The sequence below is a fragment of the Halorubrum sp. SP9 genome (assembly GCF_005435015.1).
In the GTDB taxonomy this organism is placed as follows: domain Archaea; phylum Halobacteriota; class Halobacteria; order Halobacteriales; family Haloferacaceae; genus Halorubrum; species Halorubrum sodomense.
Genome location: NZ_SGXU01000006.1, coordinates 18723 through 45377 on the forward strand (window position 1 = coordinate 18723; position 26655 = coordinate 45377).

General features: G+C 69.2%; 25 protein-coding genes. 13 read left to right on the forward strand and 12 right to left on the reverse strand.

What is annotated here, in order from left to right:
• Window positions 1–22 precede the first annotated feature (22 nt).
• Entirely contained in the window at window positions 23–613 is a 591-nt protein-coding gene (locus tag EXE45_RS05125) for a hypothetical protein (RefSeq protein ID WP_137693715.1), read from the reverse strand.
• Window positions 614–759: 146 nt separating this feature from the next.
• Between EXE45_RS05125 and EXE45_RS05130 the strand changes: the two genes are divergently transcribed.
• Complete coding sequence (locus tag EXE45_RS05130) at window positions 760–1296, forward strand: halocyanin domain-containing protein (RefSeq protein WP_092921606.1); 537 nt, start codon at window positions 760–762, stop codon at window positions 1294–1296.
• Between the two features lie 55 nt (window positions 1297–1351).
• On the opposite strand, the gene EXE45_RS05135 is transcribed toward EXE45_RS05130, so the two are convergent.
• Window positions 1352–1870: a hypothetical protein gene (locus EXE45_RS05135; protein WP_092923203.1), complete on the reverse strand. Its 519-nt coding sequence runs from the start codon at window positions 1868–1870 to the stop codon at window positions 1352–1354.
• 176 nt (window positions 1871–2046) lie between these two features.
• Between EXE45_RS05135 and EXE45_RS05140 the strand changes: the two genes are divergently transcribed.
• Both EXE45_RS05140 and tenA read left to right on the forward strand, forming a co-directional pair.
• A complete protein-coding gene (locus tag EXE45_RS05140; RefSeq protein ID WP_092921604.1) occupies window positions 2047–2322 on the forward strand; it encodes a cytochrome C oxidase subunit IV family protein in 276 nt (91 codons plus the stop codon).
• 184 nt (window positions 2323–2506) lie between these two features.
• Complete coding sequence (gene tenA, locus EXE45_RS05145) at window positions 2507–3166, forward strand: thiaminase II (RefSeq protein WP_137693716.1); 660 nt, start codon at window positions 2507–2509, stop codon at window positions 3164–3166.
• Window positions 3167–3222: 56 nt separating this feature from the next.
• Here tenA and EXE45_RS05150 read toward each other — a convergent pair whose 3' ends face one another.
• Window positions 3223–4710, reverse strand: coding sequence for an aldehyde dehydrogenase family protein (locus EXE45_RS05150; RefSeq protein ID WP_137693717.1), 1488 nt, complete (start codon window positions 4708–4710; stop codon window positions 3223–3225).
• 145 nt (window positions 4711–4855) lie between these two features.
• Here EXE45_RS05150 and EXE45_RS05155 point away from each other — a divergent pair, with 145 nt between their 5' ends.
• On the forward strand, window positions 4856–5818 hold the full coding sequence (locus EXE45_RS05155; RefSeq protein ID WP_137693718.1) for a helix-turn-helix transcriptional regulator: 963 nt from the start codon (window positions 4856–4858) through the stop codon (window positions 5816–5818).
• A gap of 518 nt (window positions 5819–6336) precedes the next feature.
• On the opposite strand, the gene sod is transcribed toward EXE45_RS05155, so the two are convergent.
• Window positions 6337–6936, reverse strand: a complete 600-nt coding sequence (gene sod, locus EXE45_RS05160) for a superoxide dismutase (RefSeq protein ID WP_137693719.1) — start codon at window positions 6934–6936, stop codon at window positions 6337–6339.
• Window positions 6937–7138: 202 nt separating this feature from the next.
• Between sod and EXE45_RS05165 the strand changes: the two genes are divergently transcribed.
• Window positions 7139–7906, forward strand: a complete 768-nt coding sequence (locus EXE45_RS05165) for a pirin family protein (protein ID WP_092923200.1) — start codon at window positions 7139–7141, stop codon at window positions 7904–7906.
• 88 nt (window positions 7907–7994) lie between these two features.
• A complete protein-coding gene (locus EXE45_RS05170; protein ID WP_137693720.1) occupies window positions 7995–8744 on the forward strand; it encodes a GNAT family N-acetyltransferase in 750 nt (249 codons plus the stop codon).
• A 39-nt stretch (window positions 8745–8783) separates the two neighbouring features.
• Here the strand turns inward: EXE45_RS05170 and EXE45_RS05175 are convergent, their stop codons facing one another.
• Together EXE45_RS05175 and EXE45_RS20340 are read right to left on the reverse strand one after the other, a co-directional pair.
• Window positions 8784–9776 (reverse strand): NAD-dependent epimerase/dehydratase family protein, encoded by a 993-nt coding sequence (locus EXE45_RS05175; RefSeq protein ID WP_092921592.1) that lies wholly within the window; start codon window positions 9774–9776, stop codon window positions 8784–8786.
• 95 nt (window positions 9777–9871) lie between these two features.
• Window positions 9872–10012, reverse strand: a complete 141-nt coding sequence (locus EXE45_RS20340; RefSeq protein ID WP_167603383.1) for a hypothetical protein — start codon at window positions 10010–10012, stop codon at window positions 9872–9874.
• A 79-nt stretch (window positions 10013–10091) separates the two neighbouring features.
• Between EXE45_RS20340 and EXE45_RS05180 the strand changes: the two genes are divergently transcribed.
• Complete coding sequence (locus tag EXE45_RS05180) at window positions 10092–10601, forward strand: zinc ribbon domain-containing protein (protein ID WP_092921590.1); 510 nt, start codon at window positions 10092–10094, stop codon at window positions 10599–10601.
• A 30-nt stretch (window positions 10602–10631) separates the two neighbouring features.
• Here the strand turns inward: EXE45_RS05180 and EXE45_RS05185 are convergent, their stop codons facing one another.
• Window positions 10632–13130, reverse strand: coding sequence for a cbb3-type cytochrome c oxidase subunit I (locus tag EXE45_RS05185; RefSeq protein WP_092921588.1), 2499 nt, complete (start codon window positions 13128–13130; stop codon window positions 10632–10634).
• On the reverse strand, window positions 13127–13897 hold the full coding sequence (coxB, locus tag EXE45_RS05190) for a cytochrome c oxidase subunit II (protein WP_092921586.1): 771 nt from the start codon (window positions 13895–13897) through the stop codon (window positions 13127–13129). Before coxB ends, EXE45_RS05185 begins: the two co-directional genes overlap by 4 nt.
• A 248-nt stretch (window positions 13898–14145) precedes the next feature.
• Here coxB and EXE45_RS05195 point away from each other — a divergent pair, with 248 nt between their 5' ends.
• Window positions 14146–14568, forward strand: coding sequence for a hypothetical protein (locus EXE45_RS05195; RefSeq protein WP_137693721.1), 423 nt, complete (start codon window positions 14146–14148; stop codon window positions 14566–14568).
• Between the two features lie 121 nt (window positions 14569–14689).
• Here the strand turns inward: EXE45_RS05195 and EXE45_RS05200 are convergent, their stop codons facing one another.
• Both EXE45_RS05200 and EXE45_RS05205 read right to left on the reverse strand, forming a co-directional pair.
• Window positions 14690–17188, reverse strand: a complete 2499-nt coding sequence (locus EXE45_RS05200; protein ID WP_137693722.1) for an RND family transporter — start codon at window positions 17186–17188, stop codon at window positions 14690–14692.
• A gap of 156 nt (window positions 17189–17344) precedes the next feature.
• Window positions 17345–19057 carry a COG1361 S-layer family protein gene (locus EXE45_RS05205; protein WP_137693723.1) on the reverse strand — a complete coding sequence of 571 codons (1713 nt, stop codon included), beginning with the start codon at window positions 19055–19057 and terminating at the stop codon, window positions 17345–17347.
• Window positions 19058–19223: 166 nt separating this feature from the next.
• On the opposite strand from EXE45_RS05205, the gene EXE45_RS05210 reads away from it, so the two are divergent.
• The gene (locus EXE45_RS05210; RefSeq protein ID WP_137693724.1) at window positions 19224–19997 is read left to right on the forward strand and encodes a TetR/AcrR family transcriptional regulator; all 774 of its coding nucleotides are present in this window, start codon (window positions 19224–19226) and stop codon (window positions 19995–19997) included.
• Window positions 19998–20031: 34 nt separating this feature from the next.
• On the opposite strand, the gene EXE45_RS05215 is transcribed toward EXE45_RS05210, so the two are convergent.
• Complete coding sequence (locus EXE45_RS05215) at window positions 20032–20733, reverse strand: HD domain-containing protein (RefSeq protein ID WP_092921576.1); 702 nt, start codon at window positions 20731–20733, stop codon at window positions 20032–20034.
• 183 nt (window positions 20734–20916) lie between these two features.
• On the opposite strand from EXE45_RS05215, the gene EXE45_RS05220 reads away from it, so the two are divergent.
• Entirely contained in the window at window positions 20917–21843 is a 927-nt protein-coding gene (locus EXE45_RS05220; protein ID WP_137693725.1) for a cation diffusion facilitator family transporter, read from the forward strand.
• Window positions 21844–21910: 67 nt separating this feature from the next.
• Window positions 21911–22615 carry a YqjF family protein gene (locus EXE45_RS05225; RefSeq protein WP_137693726.1) on the forward strand — a complete coding sequence of 235 codons (705 nt, stop codon included), beginning with the start codon at window positions 21911–21913 and terminating at the stop codon, window positions 22613–22615.
• A gap of 45 nt (window positions 22616–22660) precedes the next feature.
• Here EXE45_RS05225 and EXE45_RS05230 read toward each other — a convergent pair whose 3' ends face one another.
• On the reverse strand, window positions 22661–23956 hold the full coding sequence (locus EXE45_RS05230; RefSeq protein WP_137693727.1) for a Glu/Leu/Phe/Val dehydrogenase: 1296 nt from the start codon (window positions 23954–23956) through the stop codon (window positions 22661–22663).
• A 172-nt stretch (window positions 23957–24128) separates the two neighbouring features.
• Between EXE45_RS05230 and EXE45_RS05235 the strand changes: the two genes are divergently transcribed.
• Window positions 24129–24593 (forward strand): PH domain-containing protein, encoded by a 465-nt coding sequence (locus EXE45_RS05235; protein ID WP_137693728.1) that lies wholly within the window; start codon window positions 24129–24131, stop codon window positions 24591–24593.
• Window positions 24590–26635 carry a PH domain-containing protein gene (locus tag EXE45_RS05240; RefSeq protein WP_137693729.1) on the forward strand — a complete coding sequence of 682 codons (2046 nt, stop codon included), beginning with the start codon at window positions 24590–24592 and terminating at the stop codon, window positions 26633–26635. Before EXE45_RS05235 ends, EXE45_RS05240 begins: the two co-directional genes overlap by 4 nt.
• Window positions 26636–26655 lie beyond the last annotated feature (20 nt).

Genomic DNA, 26655 nt, shown 5'->3' on the forward strand with positions numbered 1-26655 from the left:
CGAGACGGCTTGATCGACCGTCTCAGGGGAACTCGACGAGGTCGTCGTCGACGGCGCGCAGGCTCTCGGCGAGCCCCGAGCCGTCCGGCACCGCACGCTTGAACGGCGCCGAGCCGAACTCCGCGTCGCCGTTGACGGAGACGAGGCCGAGGGCGGCCGGACCGCCGTCCAGCCCCGTCAGGAACGCGACGGTGCTGACCGCGGGCACGTCGCCGGCCCGCGAGTCCGAGTCGACCGAGCCGTACAGCGTGCGGTTCGTCGCGACGTGGTGGACGCAGGTGGGCGTCGGCGCGAAGCAGAGCAGGTAGCGCGCGCCCGGTTCGACCCGGCCGAGCTTGGGGCGGAGCGCGTGGCGCTCGTCGGCGTGGAAGTACCGCTCCATCCGTCGGTACTGTCGGAGGACCTCGTTCGCACCGGTGGCGCGCCGGACGGCGGCGTCGGCCTTGAGTTCGATCACGCGGTCGACCGGCTCCGGCGTCCGCGTCCGGACGAACAGGTCGACGACGCCCTCCCGCCCGTCGGCGTCGTACGGCTCCTCGAGCCGGATCGCCGGGTCGTCGGCCGTCGTCTCGTAGTGCTCGACGAGCCGGGTCGCCAGCGCGTCTTCGCGCATTGGTCGCCGGGAGGGTCCGGAGCGCGATAAACCCGCCCCTCCCGACCGGTCCGGCGGCTCGTCGAGCGGACCGATTTCCCCCGTCGCGTTCCCGCGAACCGAGAGCCATCACGGGGTTTGTAAGGCTCCAACCCCTACGATCGGTGATGTCTGATAAACTGTCCAGACGGCGGTATCTCGCCGGCACCGGCGCCGCGCTGACCATCGGAACGCTCGCCGGCTGTTCGGGCGGCGGCGACGGGTCGAGCGGCGGCGGCGGTGACGGTTCCGGCGGCGGAAGCGGGGGAGACGGCGGAGGCGGCACCGCCGTCGACGACGTGCCGGCCGAGATCGACGAGTACCTCGCCGACGCCCGCCTGTACGAGGGCACCATCACCGACTTCACCGGGGAGGACGAGGTGACCGTTCAGGTCGGCGCCGGGGACGTCGGGTTCGCCTTCTCGCCGCCGGCGATCCGCATCACCTCCAGCACGACCGTCGTCTGGGAGTGGACCGGACAGGGCGGCGCGCACAACGTGGCCTCGGTCGAGGCGTCCGAGTCCGACTTCAACAGCGGCAGCGCCGTCTCCGAGGAGGGGCACACCTTCGAGCAGTCGTTCGACAACACCGGGATCCAACTGTACCAGTGTACGCCCCATCAGGCGAACGGGATGCTCGGCGCGATCGAAGTCGTCGAGGCCTGAACGGCTCGCGTCGGACGGTTCGGAGGCGAACGGGGATTTTTCCAGTGAACCGCTCTCAGGAGAGGAACGGCCAGCGAACGTCGACGATCCGGTCGCGTTCGCTGGTGACCGTCGGCCGCGCGAGGTGGTCGTTGGCGTTGGCGCCGACCTCGGCGAGCCGCGACAGGGCCTCTTCGAGCGTGCGGTCCGAGCGCGCCACGGCGGAATCCCGTTCGTACGGGGCGTCGATCGGGTTCGCCCGGGAGTTCGAGATCGCGATCGCGTCGGTGAGGTCGCCGCCGATCGCGTGCGGCGGCTGGTGGAAGTGCCAGTCGTCGATCGTGAGGAACAGCCACACGTCGCCGTTGATGGCGTGGTACTCGCCGGTGACTCGGTCGGCGTCGTAGGAGACGACCCGCGAGAGGACGGCGGTCTTGAGGCGATAGAGCGCGTCCTTCCGCGCCGAGCGGACGTTGCTCTCGGTGACGTCGCCGCGCTCGTAGGCCGCGGTGGCCTCGTCGGCGAACTGCTTGGCGACCTTGTTGACGACGTACAGCGATTCGAGCAGGTCGTCGGTCGGTTCGAGCGGAGTCACGGCGGATACCGGTCGTGTACTGCGACCGAGCGTCGCTCCGGTCGTCGCGCTCATAGTCGTTTCGGGATCGAAACCCCGGCCGGCCTCGCTCGGCGGCGGACCGGCCCCGCTCGGCGGCGACGCCCGAGACCCCGGATGGTTAATTCTTTAAGCGCAGGGACGAACGTGGAGGTACGATGGCGCACGACTCCGTGAAAATGTATACGGCGATATACGTCGCCCTCTTGGTGGCGGCGACGCTGAACTTCCTCCTCTTCGAGTCGACCTTCGTCGAGTTCACGTACGCCCAAGCGGTCGGCGGCACGCTGGCGATCGCGACGGTCAAGACGCTGCTCATCGTCGCGTACTTCCAGCACCTCCGGTGGGAGAACCGCTCGCTGACCTACCTGATGGGCCTCGCGCTCGCCCTCACCATGCTGCTGATGGCGGCCGCGACGTACTCGATCTCGTAACGCCGCCCGCGGCGGTCGATTCCCGCTGCCGACCCCCCTTCGTCCAAGCGCCTCGTTTTCCGCGTCCCGAGCGACCGCGTCTCCTCCCGTTCGCCCGACCCGCTATCGACATCGATCTCCCGCCAGCTTATTACTTAGTGATATTAGTTAGTTATAACACGCCGCGGAACGAGGCCCCGACGAGATGGACTTCAGCGACCGACTCCTCGATGCCGGATCGGCCATCTGGGACGCACAGAAGGAGCATCCCTTCGTCGTCGAGCTCGCCGAGGGCAGCCTCGACGAGGCGGCGTTCCGTCACTGGGTGAAACAGGACTACCGATACCTGCTCGACTACGCGCGCGTCTTCGCGCTCGCCGGGACGAAGGCGGACGACGAGGAGACGGCACGGCGGCTCATCGGCACGGCGCACGCCACGCTCGCCGACGAGATGGACCTTCACCGCTCGTTCGCCGCCGACTACGGGCTTTCGCCGGCGGACCTGGAGTCCGTCGAGAAGGCGCCGACCTGCGCCGCCTACACCGACTTCCTCGTGCGAACGGCCCACGAGGGGTCGATCGCGGAGATCGCGGCCGCGGTCTACCCGTGCGGACAGGGGTACCTCGACGTCGCCGACCACATGGCGTCGCTCGCGGCCGAGGAGCACCGGTACACCCCGTTCATCGAGAAGTACACGAGCGACGAGTTCCGCGAGACGGTCGGATGGATGCGCGAGCTCGTCGACCGCTACGGCGAGGCGTACCCGGGCGAGCGCGACGCGATGCGGGCGGCGTTCCTCCGGAGCGCCCGCCTCGAACACGCGTTCTGGGAGATGTGTTACACCGAGGAGGAGTGGTGCGTCTAAGGCGACGAGCCGACCGAGGCGTCTCGGTCAGCGGCCGCGCAGCGGGTGAGACCCGCTCAGAACGGGTACTCGCGCGGCTCGTGCTGGATCGAGATCCACTTCGTCTCGGTGATCTCGTCGAGGAAGGCGTCGCTGTTGTAGTGGCCGACGCCGGAGGCGCCGACCCCGCTGAACGGGACGTGCGCCTCGTCGTTGATCGGCTGGTCGTTGATGTGGACGTTGCCGGTCTCCATGCGGTCGGCTATCTCCTTCGCCGTGCCGAGGTCGCCGGAGTGGACCGCGCCCGAGAGCCCGTACTCCGTGTCGTTAGCTATCTCGACCGCCTCGTCGACGTCCGAGAACGGGATCACCGGGGCGATCGGGCCGAAGTGCTCGTTCGCCGCCGCGGGCATGTCGTTCGTCACGCCCGAGAGGACGGTCGGCGCGACGACGAGCGAGTCCTCGACGCCGTCGACGTCGACCGTGTGGCCCCCCGTCTCCAGCGTCGCGCCCGCGGCGACCGTCTCGTCGACGTAGCCGAGCATCTCGTCGCGCTGCGACTCGTCGATGATCGGGCCGACGATCGTCTCGGGGTCGTGGACGCCGCCGGTCGGGAGCGACTCGGCGCGGTCGACGAGGCCGGCGACGTACTCGTCGTAGATGTCCTCGTGGACGACGTGACGGTTGATCGAGATACACACCTGCCCCTGGTGGACGAAGGAGCCGAACGCGGCGGCGTCGAGCGCGCGGTCGAGGTCGGCGTCCGCGGTGACGACGTGCGCGTTGTTGCCGCCGAGCTCCATCGCCGGGACGGCGAGGTTCTCGCCGGCGAGGCCCGCGACGTGTTTGCCCACTTCCGTCGAGCCCGTGAACGCGACGACGTCGCTCTCGGGGTGGCTCGCGACGCGGTCGCCGATCTCGGAGCCGCGCCCGGTGACGACGTTCACGACGCCCCCGGGGAGGTCGGTCTCCTCGAACAGCTTGGCGAACAGCAGCCCGCCGGTGATCGGGGAGTTCGTCGAGGGCTTGAGGACGACCGCGTTCCCGGCCGCGATGGCGGGCGCGACCGCCCGCATCGAGAGGTTCAGGGGGAAGTTCCACGGCGAGATCACCGTGACGACGCCCTTCGGGCCGACCTGAAGCTGGTTCTCCTTGCCGGGGATGTTGGAGGCGGCGTGTTCGCCCTTCATCCGGCGGGGGAGCGTGGCGGCCTCGGCCGCGTGATCGCCCGCGATCTGGATCGACGTCTCGCCCATGATGGTCGAGCCGCCGACCTCGTACGCCAGCAGCTCGATGATCTCGTCGGCGTGGGCGTCGAGCGCCTCGTGGAACTGCTCGACGACCTCCTGTCGGTGCGCGGGCGGCCGCTCGCCCCACGTCTCCTGCGCCTCGGCGGCGGCCTCGTAGGCCGCGTCCACGTCCGCCTCCGTCGCGGCGGCCACCTCGGTCACCGCCTCGCGGGTGGAGGGGTCCTCGACGGCGATGGTCTCGCCGCTCTCGCTCGCCCGCCACTCGCCGTCGACGTAGAGCTCGTCCCACGCCGCGTCGATCGATAGGTCACTCATTGCGTTTTACCAAACGGTAGAAACAGTGAAAAGGGGACAGATAGCGGAGATGCCCACCGGATCGGAATCTCCGGCCGACCGGGGGAACCGCGGATATGACGGCCGCTCCAACAGACTTTACCGCCTGGTAAACGACGGGTGACGCATGAGTCAGTTCGACCGGTCCGGCGGCGTCGCCCCCGACGAGGAGCGGACGGACCGAACCGACGGCGTCGACGCCTCGGTCGCGGCCCCGCGAACCGAGTCGCGGATCCCGCCGTCCGAGGTGTTCGCCACCCTCGGCAACGAGACGCGGGTCGAGGTCCTCCACGCGCTGCTCGAGCTCGGCGGCGACGAGTCGCCCGTGAGCTTCACCGACCTCTTCGAGCGGGTCGACGCGGCGGACAGCGCGAACTTCAGCTACCACCTCGACCAGCTCACCGGCCACTTCGTCCGGCGGCGAGACGACGGCTACGAGTTCCGCGCGCCCGGGCGGAAGGTCGTGAGCGCCATCTTCACCGGCACGCTGACGGAGCGGGCGCAGCTGGGCTTCTTCCCGGCCGAGGGATCGTGTCACGCCTGCGGGGGCGACCTCCACGCGTGGTACGTCGACGACACCCTCTCCGTCGGCTGCGCCGACTGCGGCGCGATCCAGGTGAGCTACCCGTTCCCGGCGGGCGCGCTCGACGGCCGCTCGACCGACGACCTGCTGGACGCCTTCGGCCACTACGTCCGGCACCACTACTGCCTGGCCGCGGACGGCGTCTGCCCCGAGTGTACCGGGACGGTCGAGACCGACCTCGTGCGCACCCCTGACGAGGAGGACCAGGAGGTCGCCGTCGAGCACGCCTGCCGGCGCTGTAGCTACGACCTCCGATCCACCGTCGGTCTCCTGCTGCTCGACGACGCGGACGTCCTCCGGTTCCACGCGGACCGCGGCGTCGACCCGAGCTCGGCGCCGTTCTGGACGTTCGACTGGTGCGTGAGCGACGCCGCGACGACGGTAGTCTCCGAGGAGCCGCTCTGCGTTCGCCTGACGATCTCCTGCGCGGGCGACGAGATGCGCGTGGGCGTCGACGAGACCGGAACGGTCGTCGAGACCGACGCACCCGACCTCGACGCGCGGTGACCGCCCGAATCCCGACGACCGCCGCTCGACGACTGCGGACAGCGACGATCATTTATAAAAGAAGGTGCGGTGGCGCGTACCTGCGAGGCCGCCTCGCGGCCGAGCCGCGAGGGACCGGAGGTCCCTCTGGAAGCCGGCGCGAAGCGCCGGCGACAGCACCGCGCGAGGGAGTGGGCCGGTCGGAGCGAAGGGGAGACCGACCGACGAGGCTGGGGAGGCGTGAGGTGCGGTCGCGGTGCTGTGCGGGTGGGGCTTTGGAGGCGTTCACCGCCGATCTGTGATCAACGATTTATAAGCGAGCGGCTGGGGCTTTGGAGGTGTTCACCGCCGGTCACCAGTTTATCAGTTATAAGCGAACAACCGTTTCGGACGGGAGAGTCTCCGGAGCCCCGACGTTCCATAGCCGAGAAGGGAGAGAAATCGCCGCCGAGACCCCCACAGTATCGCTCCGTCGCCGGCGGCGGGCGCACGGAGCGCGGAAACGTCACCTCAGACCAATCGCGCGGTCGACTACCCAATTACTCGAAGAGCTCGACGGCCTGCTCGTAACGGCTGGACGGCTCGTCCCAGTCGACGACTTCGAAGAAGTTGTCGACGAACTCGCCGCGGGCCGGGCCGTAGTCGTGGTAGTAGGAGTGCTCCCAGACGTCGAGCGCGAGGATCGGGTGGCCGCCCCAGATCGCGCCCTGGTCGTGCTTGTCGACCACGACGTTGCGGAGCTGGTTCGAGAACGTGTCGTACACCAGCAGCGCCCACCCGCTCGCGTTGCCCGCAGCGGCTTCGAACTCGCCCTTCCAGGCCTCGTACGAGCCGAAGTCCTCTGCGATGCGGTCCGCGAGCGCGCCCTCGGGCTCGTCGCCGCCCTCCGGCGACATGTTCTGCCAGAACAGGTCGTGGAGGATGTGCCCCGAGGAGTTGTGGGTCACGTTCCGGATGGCGCCGGCCGACGAAGAGAAGTCGTGCGACTCACGGTTCTCTTCGAGCGTCTCTTCGGCCGAGTTCCAGCCGTTGACGTACCCCTGATGGTGGGTGTCGTGATGCCATTCGAGCACCTGCTCGGAGATATGGGGTTCCAGCGCGTCGTAATCGTACGGCAGCGGATCGAGTTCGTAGCTCATTGTTGCGTCCCAGTGTACTCGCGGCAGCGGTAAGAAGATTCTCTGTAGCGGATTCCAGTAAATTATCTGTTTTTTCAGTAGTACCCAAATAACGACTTTTTCAGGCTACTGAGCGAGATATCTAAAAATACAGTACAGAATTTGACTTTTTCTCGGTTCCGTAATCGTGATGCTTATCGGCTGTGGTCGGCTCCGTTCGGACGTGACTGAAAACGAGTCGAGCGCGACCCGGACGGCGCCCCTCCCGGGCCAGACCGTCCGCCACGGCACCGGGGTGAACTCGAACCGGGCCTTCCCGACCGAGGCGCACCCGCAACACCTCGACCCCTTCGTCCTCTTCGAGCGGTTCTACATCGAACCGGACCAGGGGTTCCCGATGCACCCGCACCGCGGATTCGAGATCGTCTCCTACATGATCGAGGGCGGCATGGACCACGAGGACAGCCTCGGAGTGACGAACACCGCTCGCGAGAACGAGGCGATGCACATCACGACCGGCGGCGGGATCCGGCACTCGGAGTTCCCGGCCGACGGCGCGGGCTGTAACGGACTTCAACTGTGGGTGAACCTCCCCCGCGAGGACAAGGAGATGGACCCGGACTACTCGGACGCCGCGGCCGACGACCTCCCGACCGAAGCGGTCGACGGCGCGACGGTCACCACGGTCGTCGGGGACGGGTCCCCGCTCTCGACGCACACGCCGCTGGAGTACCTCGACGTCGAGGTCACCGACTCGTGGCGCTGGTCGGTCCCGGACGGGTGGACCGGCTTCCTCTACGCCGTCGACGGCGCGGGGACGGTAGAGGTCGGGGAGACGAGCGACGGCGACGCGTTCACCGAAGGCGACGTGCTTCCGGTGACGGAGACTGAGACGGTCGGCGTCGCTACGGAGGACTCTCTCCGGGCGGTTGCGGTCTCGGGACGGCCACACGGGGAACCGATCGACCAGCGCGGCCCGTTCGTACGCTAGGGTTCGACGACCCGCCGAGAGGGCCCCGTCGTCGCCGGCGGTGCGGGATCCGACCGAGTTTTTTGTAGTCGGAGCGGAATTTGCTCACATGGACCTACGCGCCGCAACCGCCGAAGATGTCGACGCGGTCCGATCGGTCGCCCGGGAATCGCTCGTGGCGTCGTACGGACACGCCGTCGACGAGGGACTGTTGGACGAGGCCGTCGAGGAGTGGTACGACGCCGGCGACCTCGGCGACGACGTCACCGACGACGACGCGGTGTTCCCCGTCGCCCTCGTCGACGGGGTCGTCGTCGGGTTCGCGGAGAGCTACGTCGTCGGGCGACGCGAGCGCGTCGGCGAGATCGACTGGCTCCACGTCCACCCCGACCACAGGGGGTCCGGTATCGGCTCCGCGCTGCTCGAGCGCGTCGAGTCCGCGCTCCGCTCGGCCGACGTCGACCGTATCGAGGCCCGCGTGCTCGCCGACAACGAGGCGGGAACGGAGTTCTACGAGCGCGAGGGATACGAACTCGCCGGCGAGCGCGGCGTCGACATCGGCGGCGAGAGCTTCGCGGAACTGGAGTACCGGAAGCAGATCGGGCGCCTCACGGGCATCTCCGAGGCGACCTACGAGACCGAGGACGGCGAGACCGTCCACGTCGCGTTCGACGAGAGCGACCGCGGCTCCCAGGCCCCGTTCTACGTCGCGTACGCCGACCCGGACCACGAGCGCCGGTACGGCTACCTCTGTGGCGAGTGCGAGGGCACCGACATCGCGATAGACACCATGGACCGGATGGAGTGTCGCGACTGCGGGAACCGGCGGAAGCCGGCGCGGTGGGACGCCGCGTACTGACCGCGGCTCGACCCGCGGGGCGGGGAGATGCCTCCCGCCTCAGAGCGTCTCCTTCACGCCGATGACGCGCTCTTCGGCCTCGCGGCCGGGGTCCCACTCGCTCCCGTCGCGGTCGGACTCGCGGTGCTCTTCGACCGTCCGTGCCATCGCCTCGTCGACCGAGGTCGACTCCCAGCCGAGGTCCGCGAGCGCACAGGTGTCGAGCAGGTGCGGGTACTCGCGGTAGAGGGGGAAGTCGCCGGCGTCGAGTCCGCCGGCCGCGAGCGCGTCGTCGCTCGCGGTGACGACCTCGCAGTCGACGCCCGCGGCGTCGGCGACCGTCTCCACCGTTTCCCGAAGGGTGAGTGCGCGCCGGTCGCCGACGTTGTACGCCGCGCCCGGCTCGCCGCGCTCGGCGACGATCCGCAGCGCGCTCGCGACGTCCTCGACGTACGCCCGGTGCCAGAGGTTCTGCCCGTCGCCGGGGACGACCACGCGGTCGTGCGTGAGCACGCGGTCGATCCAGTAGTCGAGCCGCTCCGTGTAGTCGTGCGGCCCGTAGACGATACACGGGCGGACGGCCATCGCGGAAACCCCCGCCTCGGCGGCCGCGAACACCGCGCGGTCGCCCTCGGCCTTCCGGTTGCCGTACGTCTCGTGGGAGTCGTCGGTCGCCTGCTCGTCGGTACACGGCTCAAGCGGGGTCTCGCCCTCGCGCTTGGGGATCTCCTCGGCGGCGTAGCTGGACCCCGACGAGATGTACACGTAGCCGTCGACGTCGGCGAAGACCTCGGTCGCGGTCTCCACGTCGGCCGGCTGGTAGGCGACGCAGTCGATCACGACGTCCGGTTCGACCGACAGCTTCGCCGCGCGCAGCGCGGTCTCGTCCTTCCGGTCGCCCTCGACTCGGGTCACGCGGTCGTCGTCCGCGAAGGGGTCCTCGTGGTTCCCCCGGTTGAATATCGCGACCTCGTAGTCGTGCGCCAGCAGTTCCGCGACGGTGTGGCGGCCGATGAATCGCGTGCCGCCGACGACGAGCGCCGTGTCTGTCATACGCGGGATCGGACGAGCGAGGTGAAAAGCGTGGCCGAACCGGAAGCCGGGTCGACCACCTCAACGCAGGCGCTCGTCGCTTCCAGGCCCCCGTCTCAGTCGTTATCGCGCGGTCCGTCGCCGCGCCACCGCCGGTACAGGAGGTACGCGACGCCGAGGCCGATCCCCCAACTCGCGACGCCGAACACCGCGAATGCGACTCCGCCGAGGAACTCGCCGGACGGCAACCCGAACATACCCGGATTCGGCCCGTCCGGCACATAAACGCTCCGAGAGAGGGGTAGCTTCTCGGGGCGGGAGGTCGTACGACCGCCCATGTCGGAACGCACTCGCCGGCGACCGTGGCTCGCCGCCCTGCTCGCGCTCGTCGTCTCCGGACTCGGTCACGCGTATCTCCGTCGGTGGGCCCGGGCGCTCGGCTGGTACGTGGCGGTCACGGCGGCGGTCTTCGTGTTCGTCCCCGAATCCGCAATCTCCGGCGCGCTCGCCGGTAACCCACCGCCGGTCCGGGACGTCGCGCCCGCCGCCGCGGTCGTCGGCGCGAGCGTGATCGACGCGTACGTCGTCGCGCTCCGGAACAACCGCGAGTACGAGCGAGAGCGGGAGGAGACCCGCGCGACCGGCCGCACGGAGTCGGCCGGCCACGGGACGACAGAGGAACCGAACGCGCCGTCCGCGGGGAGGGCGGAGGAACCGAACGCGCCGTCCGCGGGGAGGGCGGACGACAACGGGACCGTGCGCTGTCCGGAGTGCGGGAAAGAGACCGATCCGACGTTCGACTTCTGTCAGTGGTGTGCGGAACCGGTCGGTGAGGGCGACGCGTAAGCGAACGAAAAACCGACCGCGAACCGGACCTCAGAAGAGGTAGAACAGCGGGAAGATGAACACCCAGACGATGTCCACGAAGTGCCAGTAGAGGCCGAAGTACTCGATCGGCCGCTCGTCGTCCAGGTAGTGGCCCTGGTACGCCCTGACGAACAGGAAGATGGCGATCACTAACCCCAGCAGCACGTGGATCCCGTGGAGCCCCGTGGTCACGTAGTAGATCGACGCCTGAATCGGGTCGCCGTGGGCGTTCGCGGAGATCGTCACGCCGCGGTCGAAGATCTCGTGGTTCCACTCCCACAGCTTGATCCCCATGAACGTGAACCCGAGCAGGATGGTCGCCCCCAGCGTCGCCAGGAGGCCCTGCCGGCTCTTCCGGCGAGCGGCGACCAGCGCGAGGATCACGGTGAACGACGAGGTGATCAGCACGAAGGTGTTGATCAGTCCCGGCAGCGACTCGGTCAGCGGCGACCACGTCATCCAGCCCGCGTTGTAGCGGACGAAGACGGCCGCCGAGATGAACGCGCCGAAGACAATCACGTCGGAGGCCAGGAAGAACCACATCCCCAGCTTCACCTTCTCGACGCCGTCGAACGGCCAGCGCTCGGCGAACTCGGTCGGGGGCGCGTAGAAGTCTTCGAGGCCCCACTTCACCCCGGTGTAGAGGAGGCCGACGAGCCCCACGACGATCGCGACCGGGTAGAGCGCGTTCGAGATGACGACGTTGCTCTGCATCGCCGTCTCGCCCAGTTGGACGGTGACCGCGTCAGCGAAGCCGGAGAAGCCGAACAGCGTGATTCCGAGCGCCAGCGAGAGCGCGAGCGGCCAGATGCTCGCGTGGCTCGGGTGTTTGTCCCAGTAGGGGTACTCCGAGATGTGCGCCGAGTGGCTGTCGCCGCCGTCGGTGGCGACATCGCCGTTGTCGTCGGTCCGCATCGCGGGCCCGCCGTCAGGCACGTAGTCCTTCACGAACTCCAGTTTCCCGGAGGCGTACGACGGCCGGTTCGGCCAGTTCTCGAGCGGCGGGGGCGAGGAGACCGCCCACTCCGCCGTGCGCGAGTAGTCCCACGGGTTGGCGCCGGCGGGCTCGCCGGAGACGTAGGACTTCGCGAAGTTGTAGAACATGATGAAGAAGGACAGCCCGAGCACGAACGCGCCGATCGTCCCGAACTGGTGGTAGATCTGGAACTCGGGGTTGTACTCGAACACCCGGCGGGGGGTCTCCCAGCCGAGGAACATCGAGAAGTACACCATGTTGAAGCTGATAAAGAAGATCGCGAAGTGGAGCTTCCCGAGGAACTCGTCGTACATCTTCCCCGTGATCTTCGGGAACCAGTAGTAGGCCCCGCCGAACAGCGCCGTCGCGCCGCCGAACATCACGTAGTGGAAGTGCGCGACCACCCAGTACGTGCCGCGGAACTGGTAGTCGAGCACGATGGCGCCGAGGAAGACGCCAGTAATCCCGCCGAGGATGAACAGCAGCAGCGCGCCGAACGCGAACAGGAACGGCGTCGTGAACTGTATCCGTCCCTTGATTAACGTGTAGATCAGCGCGAAGACGACCAGGTCGAAGGGCAGTGAGATGCCGATGGTCGTCGCCATCATCAGCGTCTTGATCTCAAGGTTGATCGTCGTCAGGAACATGTGGTGCATCCACACGAGGAACGACTGGACGGCGATCAGACAGATGGAGATGATCACCCACTTCCTGCCGACGAGGCGGCGCCCGGAGAACGTCTGGAACAGCTCCAACATGACGCCGAGCGCCGGGAAGAAGACGATGTACACCTCCGGATGGCCGAAGAACCAGAACAGGTGGCCCCACAGCAGGGACCCGCCTTCGGTCGCCGAGAAGTAGACGCTCCCGAGGACGCGGTCGGCCGCGAGGATGAGTCCGACCGCGAGCAGCGCGGCGAACGCGAACAGCATCATCCACACGGTCGTGAGCATCGACCAGGTGAACATCGGCATGTCCATGATCCCCATCCCCTCAGCGCGGGAGTGGTGGATGGACGTGAGGAAGTTCACCGTCGACGCGGTCGTGCCGGTAACGAACATCGCGAGCGCGAGCACCGCGCCGGTGGACCCGATACTCGGTGTGTACATCGGCACGTTGAGCGGGGCGTAGATCGTCCACCCCGCCGAGAGCGTGCCGCCCTGGAAGAAGCTGATCGCGAGCAGGACGCCCGAGAACAGGTACAGCCAGTAGGACAGGGCGTTGAGCCGCGGGAACGCGAGGTCGTCCGCGCCGATCTGAAGCGGCACGAAGTAGTTCGCGAACCCGAACGCGAACGGCGAGAGGAACCAGAACACCATTATCAGTCCGTGAGCGGTGACGGCCTCGTTGTACGCCAGTCCGGAGAGGATCTGGCTCGTCGGGTCCCACAGCTGGAGGCGGATGAGCAGCGCCATCACGCCGCCGAACAGCAGGAAGAACAGCGCGGTGATCGTGTAGAGGATACCGATGTCCTTGTGATTGGTCGTGACGAGCCAGCGCTTGACCGAAGTCGTCGGCGGGAGTTCGCTCATGCGCTCACCCCGCTGGGCGCGGCGACTCCGGAGCCTCGGATACTGGCGCTCGCGGAGCCGTTACCGGTGTTAGCGTACCACTCCTCCCACTCGTCTTGCGGGAGGACGGTGATCTGGCCTTTCATCGCGGAGTGCCCGGGACCGCACAGCTCGAAGCACTGGACGAGGTACGTCGCGTTACCGCCCTGTTCTCGGACCGTCTCGGAACTCACGGAGAACCAGGTCTGACTGTACTCTCCGGGGATGGCGTCGGATTTTATCCGTAACCGCGATGAGCCGAAGTTGTGCCAGACGTCTCTCGACGTGATGTTGAGGTTGATCCGGTGGTCGGCCGGCACGATCAGTTCGCCCCGCTCGGTGTGGCCGTTCGGATACTCGTACGCCCAGCCGTACTGGTAGCCCTCGACGGTGATCTCGATGTTCCCTTCGTCGCCGGTATCGGGTCCCTGTTCGACGTAGAGGAGTAGCCCGTACGCGTAGACGACGAGGCTGATGACGACGATCGCGCTCAACCCGAACGAGAGGAAGAGCTTCTTCGCTTTCGGACCGCCCTGTCCCGTTGGGAGCTCGCCGACGACCGGCGCGTCGAACTCCTCGTCCGACCGGTCACCGTCGTCGCGGTACTTGTACACGTTCCACAGCGTGTACGCCACGACGATGGTGCCGACGAGGGTACCGAGCGCGAGGAAGACGAAGAAGATCTCCTCGAAGACCTCCGCCTGTGCGCGCCAGTCGCTCCCCTGTTGTAGGATAACTGGGTCTATCATGTTCGTCTGTCTGCTCTTGTCTCTCCCTTAGCGATGGCACACTTATCTCTTGTGTAGCGAAGCGGTCGGTCGGACGGTCGAGGCCGCCTTCGATCTCCCGAACGAGGCTCGCGGCGCGGTCGATCGGAGCGGCCGGGGCGGGGGCGTTGGGCGGGGAACCCCGTGCGTCGAAGGGTATTTGTACGCGCGAACGGAGGCCTTAACAACGGATATCCATGACATCACTCACCCTCTTGAGCACGGGTCTGATGGGCCTACTCGTCGTCGCCACGTTCATCGCAGTCGCCGAGGTCGGGGGAAAGCGAACCGCGCCCGGTCGGGACGAGGCGGGCGGACGCTACGAGGCGGTCGTCACGGCGCTCAGCGAGGTCGTCCGGACGCCGGTCGTGTGGGCGGTCTCGTTCGTCGGTATCACCGTTCTCGTCGGCGGGAGTATCCTCCTCGGCGTCGGCAGCTTCGGCATCCCGACGGGGATCGCCGGCACACTGGTGACCGTCGCGTACCTGGCCGTCGCACTCCTCCTCATCGGTTTCGTCTTCCTCGGCGCGTACTTCGCGACGCGGAGCCGCGGACTCGGAAACGCCCAGGGCGTCGCCGTCGGATCCCTCGCGACCGGCGCCGCGGGCCTCGTCCTCATCACCGTCCAGCTGATCTTCGGCGTCGTCGGCTGACCCGCGTCCGACCGGTCGCCGGCGTCGTCGGCTGACCCGCGTCCGACCGGTCGCCGGCGTCGTCGGCTGATCCGGCCCGACGCGCTGTCGAGGTTCACGCCGGTCGAAACGCGTCCGATCCCTAGCGCCCGCCGTCGGCGTCGGCCCCGCGGAGCCCGTCGTCGAGACCGAGCCCCACGAACGCCCCGTACCGGTCCCACACGACGACCAGCGACGGAACCAACAGGATAGAACAGAGGTACGCGTAGAACACGCCCAGCGCGAGCAGGACGCCGAAGTCCCGCAGCAGGGGGATCACCGCGAGCCACAGGACGCCGAGCCCGGAGACCGTCGTGAGCATGCTCCCGGTGAGCGCGCCGCCCGTCCCGGCGATGGTGACGTCGAGCGCCTCGTCGATCGGGAGCCCCGCCTTGTACTCGTCGACGAACCGATGGACGAAGTGGACGGTGTAGTCGACGCCGAGTCCGATCGAGACCGAGAGGATCGGTGCGTTGATCGGCGTCAGCGGAATGTCGAACAGCCGCATCGATCCGACGAGCAGGCCGACCGTGACGAGGACGGGAACGAGATTTAACAGGCCGTAGACCGTCCTCCCCTCGAGGTACGCGTACGACAGCGCTAAGAACAGCGCCGTGAGTCCGAACGCGGCGAAGAGGCTCCGGATCGCCGACTCCGTCAGCAGGTCGATCACGGCCTGGTTGACGACGAGGGAGCCGGTCGGCACGGCCTCGAGCGGCGTGCGCTCGGCGAGGGCGCGAACGTCCGCGACGGCCTCCGAGTCGTCGACGCCCGGCCGGATCGTGTAGTCGATGCGCGCGCTGCCGCGGTCGGCCGCCACGTAGCTCCGGGCGCGATCCCTCGCTGGGGAGTCCAGAAGGGCGTCGTACACCTCGTCGACGTTCCGGTCGGGCACGCCGTTGCCGAGGCGGTCGTTGCGCTCGACCAGCGCGGCGAACTCGGGGTCCCGCGACGCGCGGTCCTCGATCACGGTGACGACGCTCGTCGCCTGTGCGCGGCGCTCGTCGGTCGTCGCGAAGGTGTCCGGCGGATTCCGCGTGGTCCGGTCGATCAGTTCCAGGGCGTCGTCGTCCCTGACCGACTGGTCGACGTACAGCGTCACCGACCCCACGAAGTCCTGATCGAACTCCTCTTCGAACAGCGTCAACACGTCGAGGAACGTGTACTCCGTCGGCGCGAACGGCTCCGGGAGGTCCGCGTACCTCTCCAACCGGTCTTGCTCCGGGAAGAACGCCTCCTCCGAGAACTCCGTGTTCACGCCGGTGCCGTAGGCGCCGCCGACCGCGCCCCCGACGAGGAGGAGGGCGACGACCGCGACCGGGGCGATCCGGGAGAGGTCGACGCCGACGTGGAGGAGTCGAGCGAGCCGCGAGCCGCCGGCGCCGAGCGCGCTCGTCCCGAACGTCGGAACCGACAGCCGCTCGCGCCACCGGTCGGAGAGCACCTTCGCGGCCGGGAGGAAGACCCCGAAGATGATCAGCGTGAACGTGATCCCGGCGGCCGCGACGATCCCGAAGTCGCGGTTGGGGTCGAACGGGCTCACGACGTTTGAGACGAGCCCGAACACCGTGGTGATCGTCACCAGCAGGAAGGCGATGAGCAGCTGGTCGGTCGTGGTCCGCATCGACCGCTCGATCCCGGTCCCGGTCGCCCGCTCCTCGCGGTAGCGGTTGACGATGTGGATCCCGAAGTCGATCCCGACCGCGAGCAGCAGCGGGAACACCGTCACGAGCGAGTCGGAGAACGGGATCCCGGCGTACCCCATGAACCCGAAGGTCCAGAGCAGCGAGATCAGCAGCGCCGAGATCCCGATCGCCATGTCGATCGGGTCGCGGTAGGCGAAGATCAGGAAGCCGACGATCAGGATGAGCGCCGCCGGGAAGACGATGATCGCGGTGTCGGTCAACAGCGCGGTGATCTCGGACTGGAGGACGCCGTCCCCGAAGAGGATCGCGTTCTCGCCGGCGACGTTGCCCGGAACGGAGTCGACGACCTCGACGCTACGGGTCTGAAGCTCCGTCACCCGGGCCGTCGTCGCCGCGTCCGGAAGGTCGTAGGAGATCCCCACGATCGCGGTGTCGGCGGTCTGTGCGGTGGGGTTGTAGTCGACGGATACCTGCGCCGCGATCGCCCCGGCCGCGTCGGCGTCCGCGATGGCCGTCCGCAGTTCCGCGGGCGTCGCCTCGACGACGGCGTCGCGCCGCTCGGCCGCGCTCGCGGCGGTCGGATCCAACCGTCGAGCGATCGCGTCCGCGTGACTGGACGTCGACGCGACCCGGAGCGTCGACCGCGACTCCAACCGGTGTTGCGTCTCCAAGATCCGGACCAGCGCCTCGCGGGAGAGGACGTTGTCGTCGGAGACGATCACCTGCGCCGAGGTCGCGGAGCCGCCGATCGACATCTCGAACTCCTCCTCGATATCGTCGAGCGCCCGCTGAGCCGGGATGTCCTGGGTAAACTGGTCCGCGCCCGCGGTCGTCTCGATACCGGTCAGCCCGCCCGCGAACGCGACGGTGACGACGAGGAAGACCGCCAGAACCGCCAGCGGGCGCTCCGTGACGACGCGGTCGATCGCCTCGATCAGCCGGTGCGCGGCGGTCACCGGCGCCCCCCTGTCCGGCGGTCCGCCGTCCGTCGTCGCGCCGTCCGTCGTCGCGCCGTCCGTCGTCGCGTCGTCCTTCGTCGCGCCGTCCCGGATCCCGTCGCTCGGCGATCGCCCGACGGCCGATCCGGAGCGGTACCGCGTTCCCTCATCCGATCACCGCCGTCGGTACCAGACGGCGCCGCCGAGCACGGCGGCGACGAGCAGGACGCCGACGACGATGGGGCCGGTCGGCGTGCCCCCGTCGTCGGTGGCGGCGGTCACCGTGACCGGGACCTGCGTGATGTCCGAGATGCGGTCGTTGCCTCGCTCGTCGTCGTACCGGAAGTCGAACTCGATCGGGTGTGCCTCGACGCTCGCGCTCGGCGCGGCGGCGACCTCGAACCAGATGTCCGCGGACTCGCCCGGTTCGAGGTCGTCGACGAACGCCTCCTCGTTCACCGCCGTCAGCGGGCTGTCGGCGTATAGCCCGGCGTTGATCGACGACAGCGTCTCCGGCCGTCGGTTCGTGATCGTGACGTTGATCCGACGGGTCTCGCCGGCCGGGACGGTGGCGTTGTCGACGGCGAGCTCGAACTCGGGCTGTCTCGGGGCGACCTCGACGCGGCGCGCCGCCTCGGCCGTCGCCGTCGCGTCGCCGCTGTCGTACCGGGTGGTGAACCGGAACTGCCGGGGACCGGGGTCGGCGCTCCCGCTCACGGCGGCGTCGAACGAGAACGCCGCGGACTCGCCCGGCGGGATCCTCGGGAGCGCGTACCGGCTCTCACCGAGGCTCACGCCGTTGCTCCCGGAGTCCGCGACGAGGACCGCGTTCTCGACGGGGAGCGGCCCCTCGTTCGTGATCGTCCCGGAGACGGTGCCGGAGTAGCCGACCTCGAGCGTTCCGGACACGTTGTCCAGCGAGAACGACTGCTCGCGGACCGGGACGACGCCGGCGCGCGCGGGCGCCGCGGTCTCGGCGATCCCGTTCGGGTCGCGGTAGTCGACGGTCGACGAGATCGCGTACGCGCCGCCGCCGAACGCCTCGCTGACCGACGAGTCGAACGTCACCGTCCGGTTCTCGCCGGGCGCCCAGTTGCCGACGAAGGACTGGCCGCCGCCCTCGCCGGCCCCGAGCCGGACGCCCGGACTGGTCGTCGTTCCGGAGACGACCGCGTCGCGGGCGGTCTCGTCGCCGACGTTCGCCATCGTGACGGTCACGTCGCCGCTCCCGCCGACCTGGGCGTCGGTGTCGGTCTCGAGGACCGCGAACCGCGCGCCGTCGTCGACGACGATCGTCAGGTCGAACTCGTCGATGCCGCGCCGGTCCTTGTGGTCGTTGAACTCGGGGATGATCTCGAAGGTGTACCGGTAGCGAGCGGTCGCCTCGACCTCGTACGTTCCGTCCGGCACGTCGTCGGGCACGGTCACGTCGAGCGGAACGGAGACCGGGCTCGCGGCGGTCGGGACGTTTCCGACCGGGATCTCGCCGTCCTCGACGTCGATCGGGACGTCGCTGTCGTCGATCGCCAAGGTCAGCCCGCGCGCGGTCGTGACCCGGGAGTCGAGCTGGTTGCCGATCTCCATCTCGCCGGTGTTGACGATGTCGATCGTCACGGTCGATTCGGCGCCGCCGGGGACCGAGCGCTGCGAGACGAACAGGTCCAGCACCGGCGAGCCGCGGATCTGCCTCGCGGTCGGCTCGGAGCCGGCCTGTGCGACGGCACCGTCGGCGATCGGTCCGTCGACACCAGCGAACGCGGCTGCGTCGCCGCCGGCCGCGGTCCCCGCGCTCGGCGCCGCGGCCCCCGCCAGCGAGACACCGACGAGCAGCGCGCTCGCGGCGACGACGGCGAGCGCGGCGGTCGCGAGCCGCGTCGACCGGCTCATCGGTCTCCTCCGCCGGCTCCCCGAGCGGCTCCGGTCGCGCGCGCCGCCCGGTCACATCGTGACGCATCGGAACGAGTCATACGGTCCGCTCGGCCCCCCGATCAATAAGCTTGTTGAATGAACGTTCAATCAGGAACGATATATATCGCGCCCGTCAACGGGGCGTATGAACGACCCGTTCGCGGAGCCGTCGGACACTCGGCAGGCGATCCTCGGCGCGGCGTTCCGCGCGCTCTGTGAGCACGGGTACGCGGACGTCACGATCCAGCGGATCGGCGACGAGTTCGACAAGAGCCCGTCGCTGGTGTACCATCACTACGACGGGAAAGACGACCTGCTGATCGATCTCATGGGCTACCTCCTCGACGAGTTCGAGGCGTCCATCGCCGACGGGGCCGCCGCGGAGCGGTCGGAGAACGGCGCAGAGCGGTCGGAGAACGGCGCGGAGCGGTCGGAAGAGGGCGGAGCGGCCGAGAGTGAGGTCCCGGAGGTGGCGCCGGAGGAGGCCTTCGACCGCTCGGCGCGGGAACAGCTCGACGGCTACCTCACCGCCGCCGTCGACCCCGCGTCGCTCGACGACCCGTACGCGCCCGACGAGCGGTTCGTCACGGTGATGACCGAACTGCGTTCGCAGGCCGCGAGCGACGAGGCGTACCGCGACCACTTCGACCGCAGCGACCGCGTCTTCGGCGAGTACCTCGAACGGCTCGTCCGCGAGGCGGCGGCCGAGGTCCCCCGGGACGCCGCGGGAGCCACGGACGACGACCGGTCCGTCGCCGCGTCGGAGGTGGCCGCGACGCTCCAGACGTTCGCGACCGGCGGGATGTTCCGCTGGGCGACGACGAGCGACGAGGCGTGGGTCGCGGACTCGCGCGCCGGAATCGACCGCTACCTTGAGTCGATGCTGCCGCTCGTCGAGACCACCGGTTCGGACGAGTAACGGTCGGAGGCGCCGTCGACGGCCTGCGACGAACTCAGCGGTCGGTGACGCCCTCGGCGTCCATCCGGGACACCTCCTCTTCGAGCCACTCGCGGAGCCACTTCACGCGCTTGATGCGCTGGTGGGCGATGCCCTCTGCGGTGTCGGAGACGACGCGCTCGGTGTGGTCGTGCGCGCGCTGGAGCACGCGGTCGACCATCTTCGCGGCGTCCATGTGCGTGCGCGACTCGTATCCCATCCGCAACAGCATGAGGACGGCGCCGTTGGCGCCGACCTTGTCGAGCACGTCGGCCTCGATCAGACACCGGCTCTCCAAGGGCACGTCGTCGAGGTCGCCCGTGTACGAGTGGTCGACGACCGCCCCGCACACCTCCTCGATGAACGACTCGGGGTAGTTGCCGCGGCTCTGGAGGTACTCGCGGGTGACGCGCGCGCCGGCCTCCGCGTGGACGTCCTGTTCGGCCTCCAGCTTGGCGACGTCGTGGAAGACGGCGGCGACCCGGACGACATCGACGTCGGCGCCCTCGGCCTCCGCGATTTCGGTCGCGAGGTCGACGACGTTGAGGATGTGATTGAAGCGGTACGACGACGAGTGCCAGGGGTACCAGCGCATGCGTCCGCCGTCGTCCTCGCCCTCGACGCTGGCCGCGAGGTAGTCGCGGACGAACCCCTTCATCTCCTCGAAATCCTCGTCGCTCACCTCGGTTTCCTTAATTTCGACGCCCACGGGGACCACCTCGGGCGAAAAGATCGTGATTCATTACCGTATCCGAGGAGCGTTTCGGTCTTAGGCGTTACGACGGAGTCCTCGGGCCGAAACGGCGTCGAAACCGAGCGACGCGAGGGGCGCTTCCGGACGAGGGGGCGACGGTCGACCCGACGCGGGACCCTTAACAGCGTCCGGGGCCCACCGGTGCCTATGTCGAGCCCCTTCGGGAACGGCGACCGCGCCCGGTTCCAGCGGGCGGCGGCGGTGAACGTCGCCGGCAACGCGGTGAAGATCGCGGTCGTGGGCGCGGCGGGACTCGCGTTCGGCAGCGTCGCGCTGCTGGCCGACGCCGCCCACTCCGTCGCCGACCTCGTCGCCAGCGCGGTCGTGTTCGTCTGGGGGGGATCGCGGTACGAGAGCGCGGACGAGACCCACCCGCACGGTCACCAGCGGATCGAACCGCTGACGGCGCTGTTCGTCGGCGCGACGGTCGCGATCCTCGGACTGATCCTGTTGCGCGAGTCGACGCTTGGGCTCGTCGGCCCGGTCGAGGTGCGGGCCAGTCCGGTCCTCGTCGCCGCGCTGCTCTTCGCGATGGGCGACATGTACCTGCTGTACCGATACACGGAGCGGGTGAACGCGGACCTCGGATCGACCGCGCTGACCGCCCTCGCGGCCGACTGCCTCAACGACATCTACACCACCGTCGCGGCGCTGGTCGGCGTGTTCGGCGTGTTCCTCGACGTCCCGATCCTCGATCCGGTCGCCGGGGCGCTCGTCAGCGTCCTCGTCGTCTACCAGGGCGTCGAGATCGGTCGCGAGAACGTCACGTACCTCGTCGGCGGCGCGCCGCCGCCGGGCGACCGCGACCGCGTCGTCGCCTCGCTCCGCGACCACCCGGCCGTCGAAGGCGTCCACGACCTGACCGTGTTCTACGACGGGACCGACCTGGAGGTCGAGGTCCACGTGGAGGTCGACGGGGAGATGACGCTCCGAGAGGCGCACGACGTCGAGACGGAACTCGTCACGAGCCTCCGCGCGCTGACCGACGTGGGCGACGTCCACGTCCACCTCGATCCCTCCGGCGTCGGCGAGTGGAAAGACGCGCCGGAGGGCTCCGACGCGTCACGGGAGTGACCGCCCGCCCCGGGGCGAACCCGCCGGCGGCGTGCGAGTTTTGTCCGCCCGTCCCCTGCGATCCGGTATGCTCGATCGCCGCTGGCTGGAGATGACGTGGCGCGACGGTCTGTTCGCGCACTGGCCCGTCGACCCGTCGAGCGTCGCCGCGGCGCTGCCCGACGGGCTGTCGGTCGCGACCCACGACGGCGACGCCTACCTCGGGGTCGTCTCGTTCGTGATGGACGACGTCCGCCCGCGAGGGGTCCCGATTGGGCTGTCGTTCCCCGAACTCAACCTCCGGACCTACGTCGAGGGGCCGGACGGGCCGGGCGTCTACTTCCACAGCCTCGACGCCGACGACCGGATCGGCGTCGCCGTCGCCCGCGGGCTGTTCCGCCTCCCGTACTACCGCGCCGAGACCGACGTCCGGCTCACCGCCACCGACGGCGGGTTCGACGCCGTCCGATTCGCGAGCCGTCGCGTCCACGAGGGCGCTCCGCACGCGCGGTTCGACGCGACATACGGGCCGGCCGGCGAGGCGTTCACGCCCGAGACGGGGTCGCTGCCGGCGTTCCTGCTGGAGAACTACCGGTTTTACACCGCCGGCTCGGAGGGACGGCTGTACGTCGGCGAGATCGACCACGAGCGGTGGACGCTGCGCCCGGCCGAGGCGGAGATCCGGGCGAACACGCTGTTCGCGGCGAACGGCTTCGATCGGCCCGACGGCGAGCCGCTGCTCCACTACGCCGAGCCGCTCGCGGTTACCGCGGACCGGATCAGGCGCGCCTGACGGGGGGCGAGGCGCTCGCGGGGAGAACGGATCGAGAGAGGGCGGTCACGGGAAGAGCCCGCGGTACTCGTGGGCCTTCGCGGTGCGCTCCAAGGCGAGCGTGTACGCGGCGGTCCGCAGGTCGGGCAGCCCCTCGGTGTCGTACTGCTCGATCGTCTCGTCGAACGCGGTTCCGATGCGGCGCTCCAGTTCGGCGTTGACCGTCTCCAGCGGCCAGGAGAACTCCTGTGCGTTCTGGACCCACTCCAGGTACGAGACGATGACGCCGCCCGCGTTGGCGAGGATGTCCGGCACGACCTGGATGTCGCGCTCGGTGAGCGCCTTGTCCGCGGCGACCGTCGTCGGCCCGTTGGCGGCCTCGACGATCGCGGACGCCCGGAGGTCGTCGACGTTGTCGGCGGTGATCACGCCCTCGACGGCCGCCGGGATGAGCACGTCGACGTCGAGGGTCAGAAGCTCCGCGTTGGTGATCGCGTCCGGGTCGTCCCACCGGGAGTCGCCCTCGCCGGCGCTCCCCCGGAGGTCGCCCGCGACGTACTCCTCGATCAGCCCGCCGGCGTCGACGTGCGCGCCGAGCGCCGCCACGTCGAGGCCGTCGGGGTCGTAGGCCGCCCCCGACACGTCCGAGGTGGCGACCACGTTGGCGCCGGACTCGTCGAGGAGCCGGGCCGCGTTCGACCCGACGTTGCCGAACCCCTGGATCGCGATCGTGGCGTCGGTGAGGTCGCGGTCGAGGTACTCGAAGAGGCGCTCGGTGACGAGCGAGACCCCGCGGCCGGTCGCCTCCACCCGGCCCGGCGTCCCGCCGATCTCCAGCGGCTTCCCGGTGACGACCTGCGGGACCGAGTACCCCTCGTACATCGAGTAGGTGTCCATCATCCACGCCATCGTCTGCGGGTTCGTGTTCATGTCCGGCGCGGGGACGTCGACCTCGGGCCCGATCATCCGGCGGATCCCCTCGGTGTACCGCCGGGTGAGCCGTTCGAGGTCGCGGTCGGTGAGCTCTTTCGGCTCGCAGATCACGCCCCCCTTCGCGCCGCCGTACGGGAGGTCGACCAAGGCGGTTTTCCAGGTCATCCAGCCGGCGAGCGCCTCGACCTCGCGCTGGCTGACCGACGGGTGGAACCGGACGCCGCCCTTGAACGGCCCGCGGGCGCTGTCGAACTGACAGCGGTACCCCTCGAACACCTCGACCTCGCCGGACTCCAGCTCCACCGGGAGCGTCACCTTCAGCGTGCGCTCCGGGTGTTTGAGCCGCTCGAACACCCCGTGATCCACGTCTGCGTACTCCTCGGCGCGGTCCATCTGAGCGAGCATGTTCTCGAACGGGTCGTCGGCCATGGCCGGCACGACTCGATCGCCCGGGATATCGGTTTCGGCAAGTATCGCCTTCGGTAGAGATTTCCTACCACGGATCGTCGACCGCCTGTCACCGACCGCTTCCGACCGGACTTATACGTCGGGGACCGCAATCGCCGGCTATGACACACGGACACGCGACGGGGGACCGTCGATGACGGCACAGACGCTCCACCCCCGAGTCCAGATCGTGTGGGCCCTCCGCGCGGTGCTGCTCTCGGCGCTGATCACCGCCCCGTTCGTCGGCGGCGTGTACTTCGAGTACCTCCCGAGGTTGGCGCCGGTGGCGGTCGGCGCCGTCGCGTTGACGCTCACCGTCGGGCACGCGCTGCTCCGGTACCGCCGCTGGAGCTACGAGATCCGCGAGGACGCGATCCACCTCGACCGCGGCGTCATCACGCAGGTGCGGACGACGGTGCCGCTGGTGCGGATCCAGCACGTCGACTCCCGCCGCGGCCCGATAGAACGGGCGGTCGGGCTCGCCTCCTGCGTGGTGTACACGGCGGGGTCGCGGGGGGCCGACGTCCGGATCCCGGGACTCACGCCGGACGGCGCGAGCGACCTCCGCGAGGAGCTGAAGCGGCTGGCGATCCGCGCCGACGGGGAGGACGCGGTGTGAAGCTGGCGCCCCAGTCGGTCCCGTACCGCGCGCTCCAGAAGGCGGCCGGGACCGCCGTCGCGCTGTTCGTCATCGTGAACAGCGGCGGCTTCGGCCTCCCGCTGGCGGTCGCCGGCGGCGCCGCCATCCTCGTCGCGATGTTCGCCTACGAGGTCGCGTACTACCGCCGCTTCGAGTACGTCCTCACCGAGGACACGCTCGACATCTCCTCCGGCGTGATCTCGCGGCGCGAGCGGGAGATCCCGTACCGGCGGATCCAGAACGTCGACGTGAGCCGAGGCGTGATCCAGCGCGCGATCGGCGTCGCCGCGGTCGACTTAGAGACCGCCGGGGGCTCAAGCACCGAGGGGTCGATCCGGTTCGTCACGCCCGAGGAGGCGACCCGGCTCCAGCGCGAGGTCCAGCGCCGGAAGTCCGGCGTCGACCGCCCGGCCGACGCGGGCGAGGGGGCGGCGACCGACGCCGACGCGGTCGAGGGCGGCCGCGACGACGCGTTCGCCCCGAACGAGGAGGAGCTGTTCGCCATCTCCCCCGGCGAACTCGCCCTGGTCGGGGCGCTGTCGTTCGACGGGCGCCTGATCGGGCTGTTGGCGTTCCTCAGTTCCGGGTCGTTCCCGGTGCTGTCGAACTTCCTGCCGGAGACATCCGCCGTCGCGGTGACCGCGACCGCGATCGTCGGCGTCGCGCTCCTGTTTCTCGCCTCGTGGCTCATCGGTGCGGGCGTCGCCTTCTCGAACTACTACGGGTTCCGGCTCGCGCGTGCTGGAGACGAACTCCGCTACGAGCGCGGCCTGTTCCGCCGGTACAGCGGATCGATCCCGACCGAGAAGGTCCAGACGCTACGGATCACGGACAACCCGGCCAAGCGCGCGCTCGGCTACGCGAGCCTCTCTATCGAGACCGCGGGGTACGCCCCCGGACAGGACTCCGAGTCCGGCAACCAGTCCGCCGTGCCGATCGCGGCGACCGACCGCGTCTACCGGCTCGCACACGAGATCGAATCGTTCGGCTCGCCAGAGTTCAATCGCCCGCCGAAGCGGATCCGATGGCGGTACGTCATCCGGTACGCGATGATCGTCGGCGCGCTCACGGGGATCGCGTACGGCGCGAACTGGTACCTCTCGGAAACGCTCCCCTGGTACGGGGTCGCCGCGCTCCTCTTAGTCGTCCCGCCGGCGGCGCACCTGAAGTGGAAACACCGCGGCTACTGGCTCGGGGAAGACCACCTCCTCACGCGGAACGGGTTCTGGAGCCGGACCGTCGCGGTCGTCCCGTACTACCGGATCCAGAACGTGATCGACAGCCGGACCGTGTTCCAGCGTCGGTGGGGGGTCGCGACGATCGTCGCCGACACGGCGGGGTCCGGATCGCTGACCGGCACCGACGCCGCGGCGGTCGACTTCGAACTTGACGAGGCCGAGTCGCTGAAGGAGACGCTCACCGAACGCCTCGCGACCGCCGTCGCGGCGCGGCGTGGCGAAGGGCCCGGCTCCTTCGAGTGGATCGACGACGACAAGGGAGTCGGCGTCGGCGGACGGACCGGCGGGGACGAAGGATTCGGCGGCACCGAAGAGGCCGGAACGGAGGAGGAAGTCGGGGACACCGAAGAGGCCGGAACGGAGGAGGAAGTCGGGGACACCGAAGAGGCGGGAAGCGACCGGACCGGCGGCGGCGGCGGACCCGTCGAGGACGTGGTCGTCGACGCGGAAGCGGACGAGGGGTCGACCGAGGAGCCTCCGGACGAAGACCTCGACGTCCCCGACGACGGCGTCGTCCGCCCGGATTTCTCGCCGAGCGATCGCGACTACTCGGAGCCCGCGGAGCGGATCGACACGGGCGAGTACGCGGTCGACCGGAATCCGTCGGACGCCGACGTCGCACACGGGCCGGGACCAGGAGCCGAGCGCGGCGATACGGCGAGAACGAACGACGACGGCGAGGACGGCGACGGCGAGGATGACCACGGCGAGGACGGCGACGGCGAGAACGACGACGGCGGGGACGGCGACGGCGAGGACGACGACGGTGATCCGAGGGCCTGACCGGCGCGGCCGACGACCGC

Excerpts from the sequence above, each read along its gene's own strand:
- EXE45_RS05125 (WP_137693715.1), bottom strand. The coding sequence starts at position 613 with ATGCGCGAAGACGCGCTGGCGACCCGGCTCGTCGAGCACTACGAGACG.
- EXE45_RS05130 (WP_092921606.1), top strand. The coding sequence starts at position 760 with ATGTCTGATAAACTGTCCAGACGGCGGTATCTCGCCGGCACCGGCGCC.
- EXE45_RS05140 (WP_092921604.1), top strand. The coding sequence starts at position 2,047 with ATGGCGCACGACTCCGTGAAAATGTATACGGCGATATACGTCGCCCTC.
- tenA (WP_137693716.1), top strand. The coding sequence starts at position 2,507 with ATGGACTTCAGCGACCGACTCCTCGATGCCGGATCGGCCATCTGGGAC.
- EXE45_RS05150 (WP_137693717.1), bottom strand. The coding sequence starts at position 4,710 with ATGAGTGACCTATCGATCGACGCGGCGTGGGACGAGCTCTACGTCGAC.
- EXE45_RS05155 (WP_137693718.1), top strand. The coding sequence starts at position 4,856 with ATGAGTCAGTTCGACCGGTCCGGCGGCGTCGCCCCCGACGAGGAGCGG.
- sod (WP_137693719.1), bottom strand. The coding sequence starts at position 6,936 with ATGAGCTACGAACTCGATCCGCTGCCGTACGATTACGACGCGCTGGAA.
- EXE45_RS05170 (WP_137693720.1), top strand. The coding sequence starts at position 7,995 with ATGGACCTACGCGCCGCAACCGCCGAAGATGTCGACGCGGTCCGATCG.
- EXE45_RS05175 (WP_092921592.1), bottom strand. The coding sequence starts at position 9,776 with ATGACAGACACGGCGCTCGTCGTCGGCGGCACGCGATTCATCGGCCGC.
- EXE45_RS20340 (WP_167603383.1), bottom strand. The coding sequence starts at position 10,012 with ATGTTCGGGTTGCCGTCCGGCGAGTTCCTCGGCGGAGTCGCATTCGCG.
- EXE45_RS05180 (WP_092921590.1), top strand. The coding sequence starts at position 10,092 with ATGTCGGAACGCACTCGCCGGCGACCGTGGCTCGCCGCCCTGCTCGCG.
- EXE45_RS05185 (WP_092921588.1), bottom strand. The coding sequence starts at position 13,130 with ATGAGCGAACTCCCGCCGACGACTTCGGTCAAGCGCTGGCTCGTCACG.
- coxB (WP_092921586.1), bottom strand. The coding sequence starts at position 13,897 with ATGATAGACCCAGTTATCCTACAACAGGGGAGCGACTGGCGCGCACAG.
- EXE45_RS05195 (WP_137693721.1), top strand. The coding sequence starts at position 14,146 with ATGGGCCTACTCGTCGTCGCCACGTTCATCGCAGTCGCCGAGGTCGGG.
- EXE45_RS05205 (WP_137693723.1), bottom strand. The coding sequence starts at position 19,057 with ATGAGCCGGTCGACGCGGCTCGCGACCGCCGCGCTCGCCGTCGTCGCC.
- EXE45_RS05210 (WP_137693724.1), top strand. The coding sequence starts at position 19,224 with ATGAACGACCCGTTCGCGGAGCCGTCGGACACTCGGCAGGCGATCCTC.
- EXE45_RS05220 (WP_137693725.1), top strand. The coding sequence starts at position 20,917 with ATGTCGAGCCCCTTCGGGAACGGCGACCGCGCCCGGTTCCAGCGGGCG.
- EXE45_RS05225 (WP_137693726.1), top strand. The coding sequence starts at position 21,911 with ATGCTCGATCGCCGCTGGCTGGAGATGACGTGGCGCGACGGTCTGTTC.
- EXE45_RS05230 (WP_137693727.1), bottom strand. The coding sequence starts at position 23,956 with ATGGCCGACGACCCGTTCGAGAACATGCTCGCTCAGATGGACCGCGCC.
- EXE45_RS05235 (WP_137693728.1), top strand. The coding sequence starts at position 24,129 with ATGACGGCACAGACGCTCCACCCCCGAGTCCAGATCGTGTGGGCCCTC.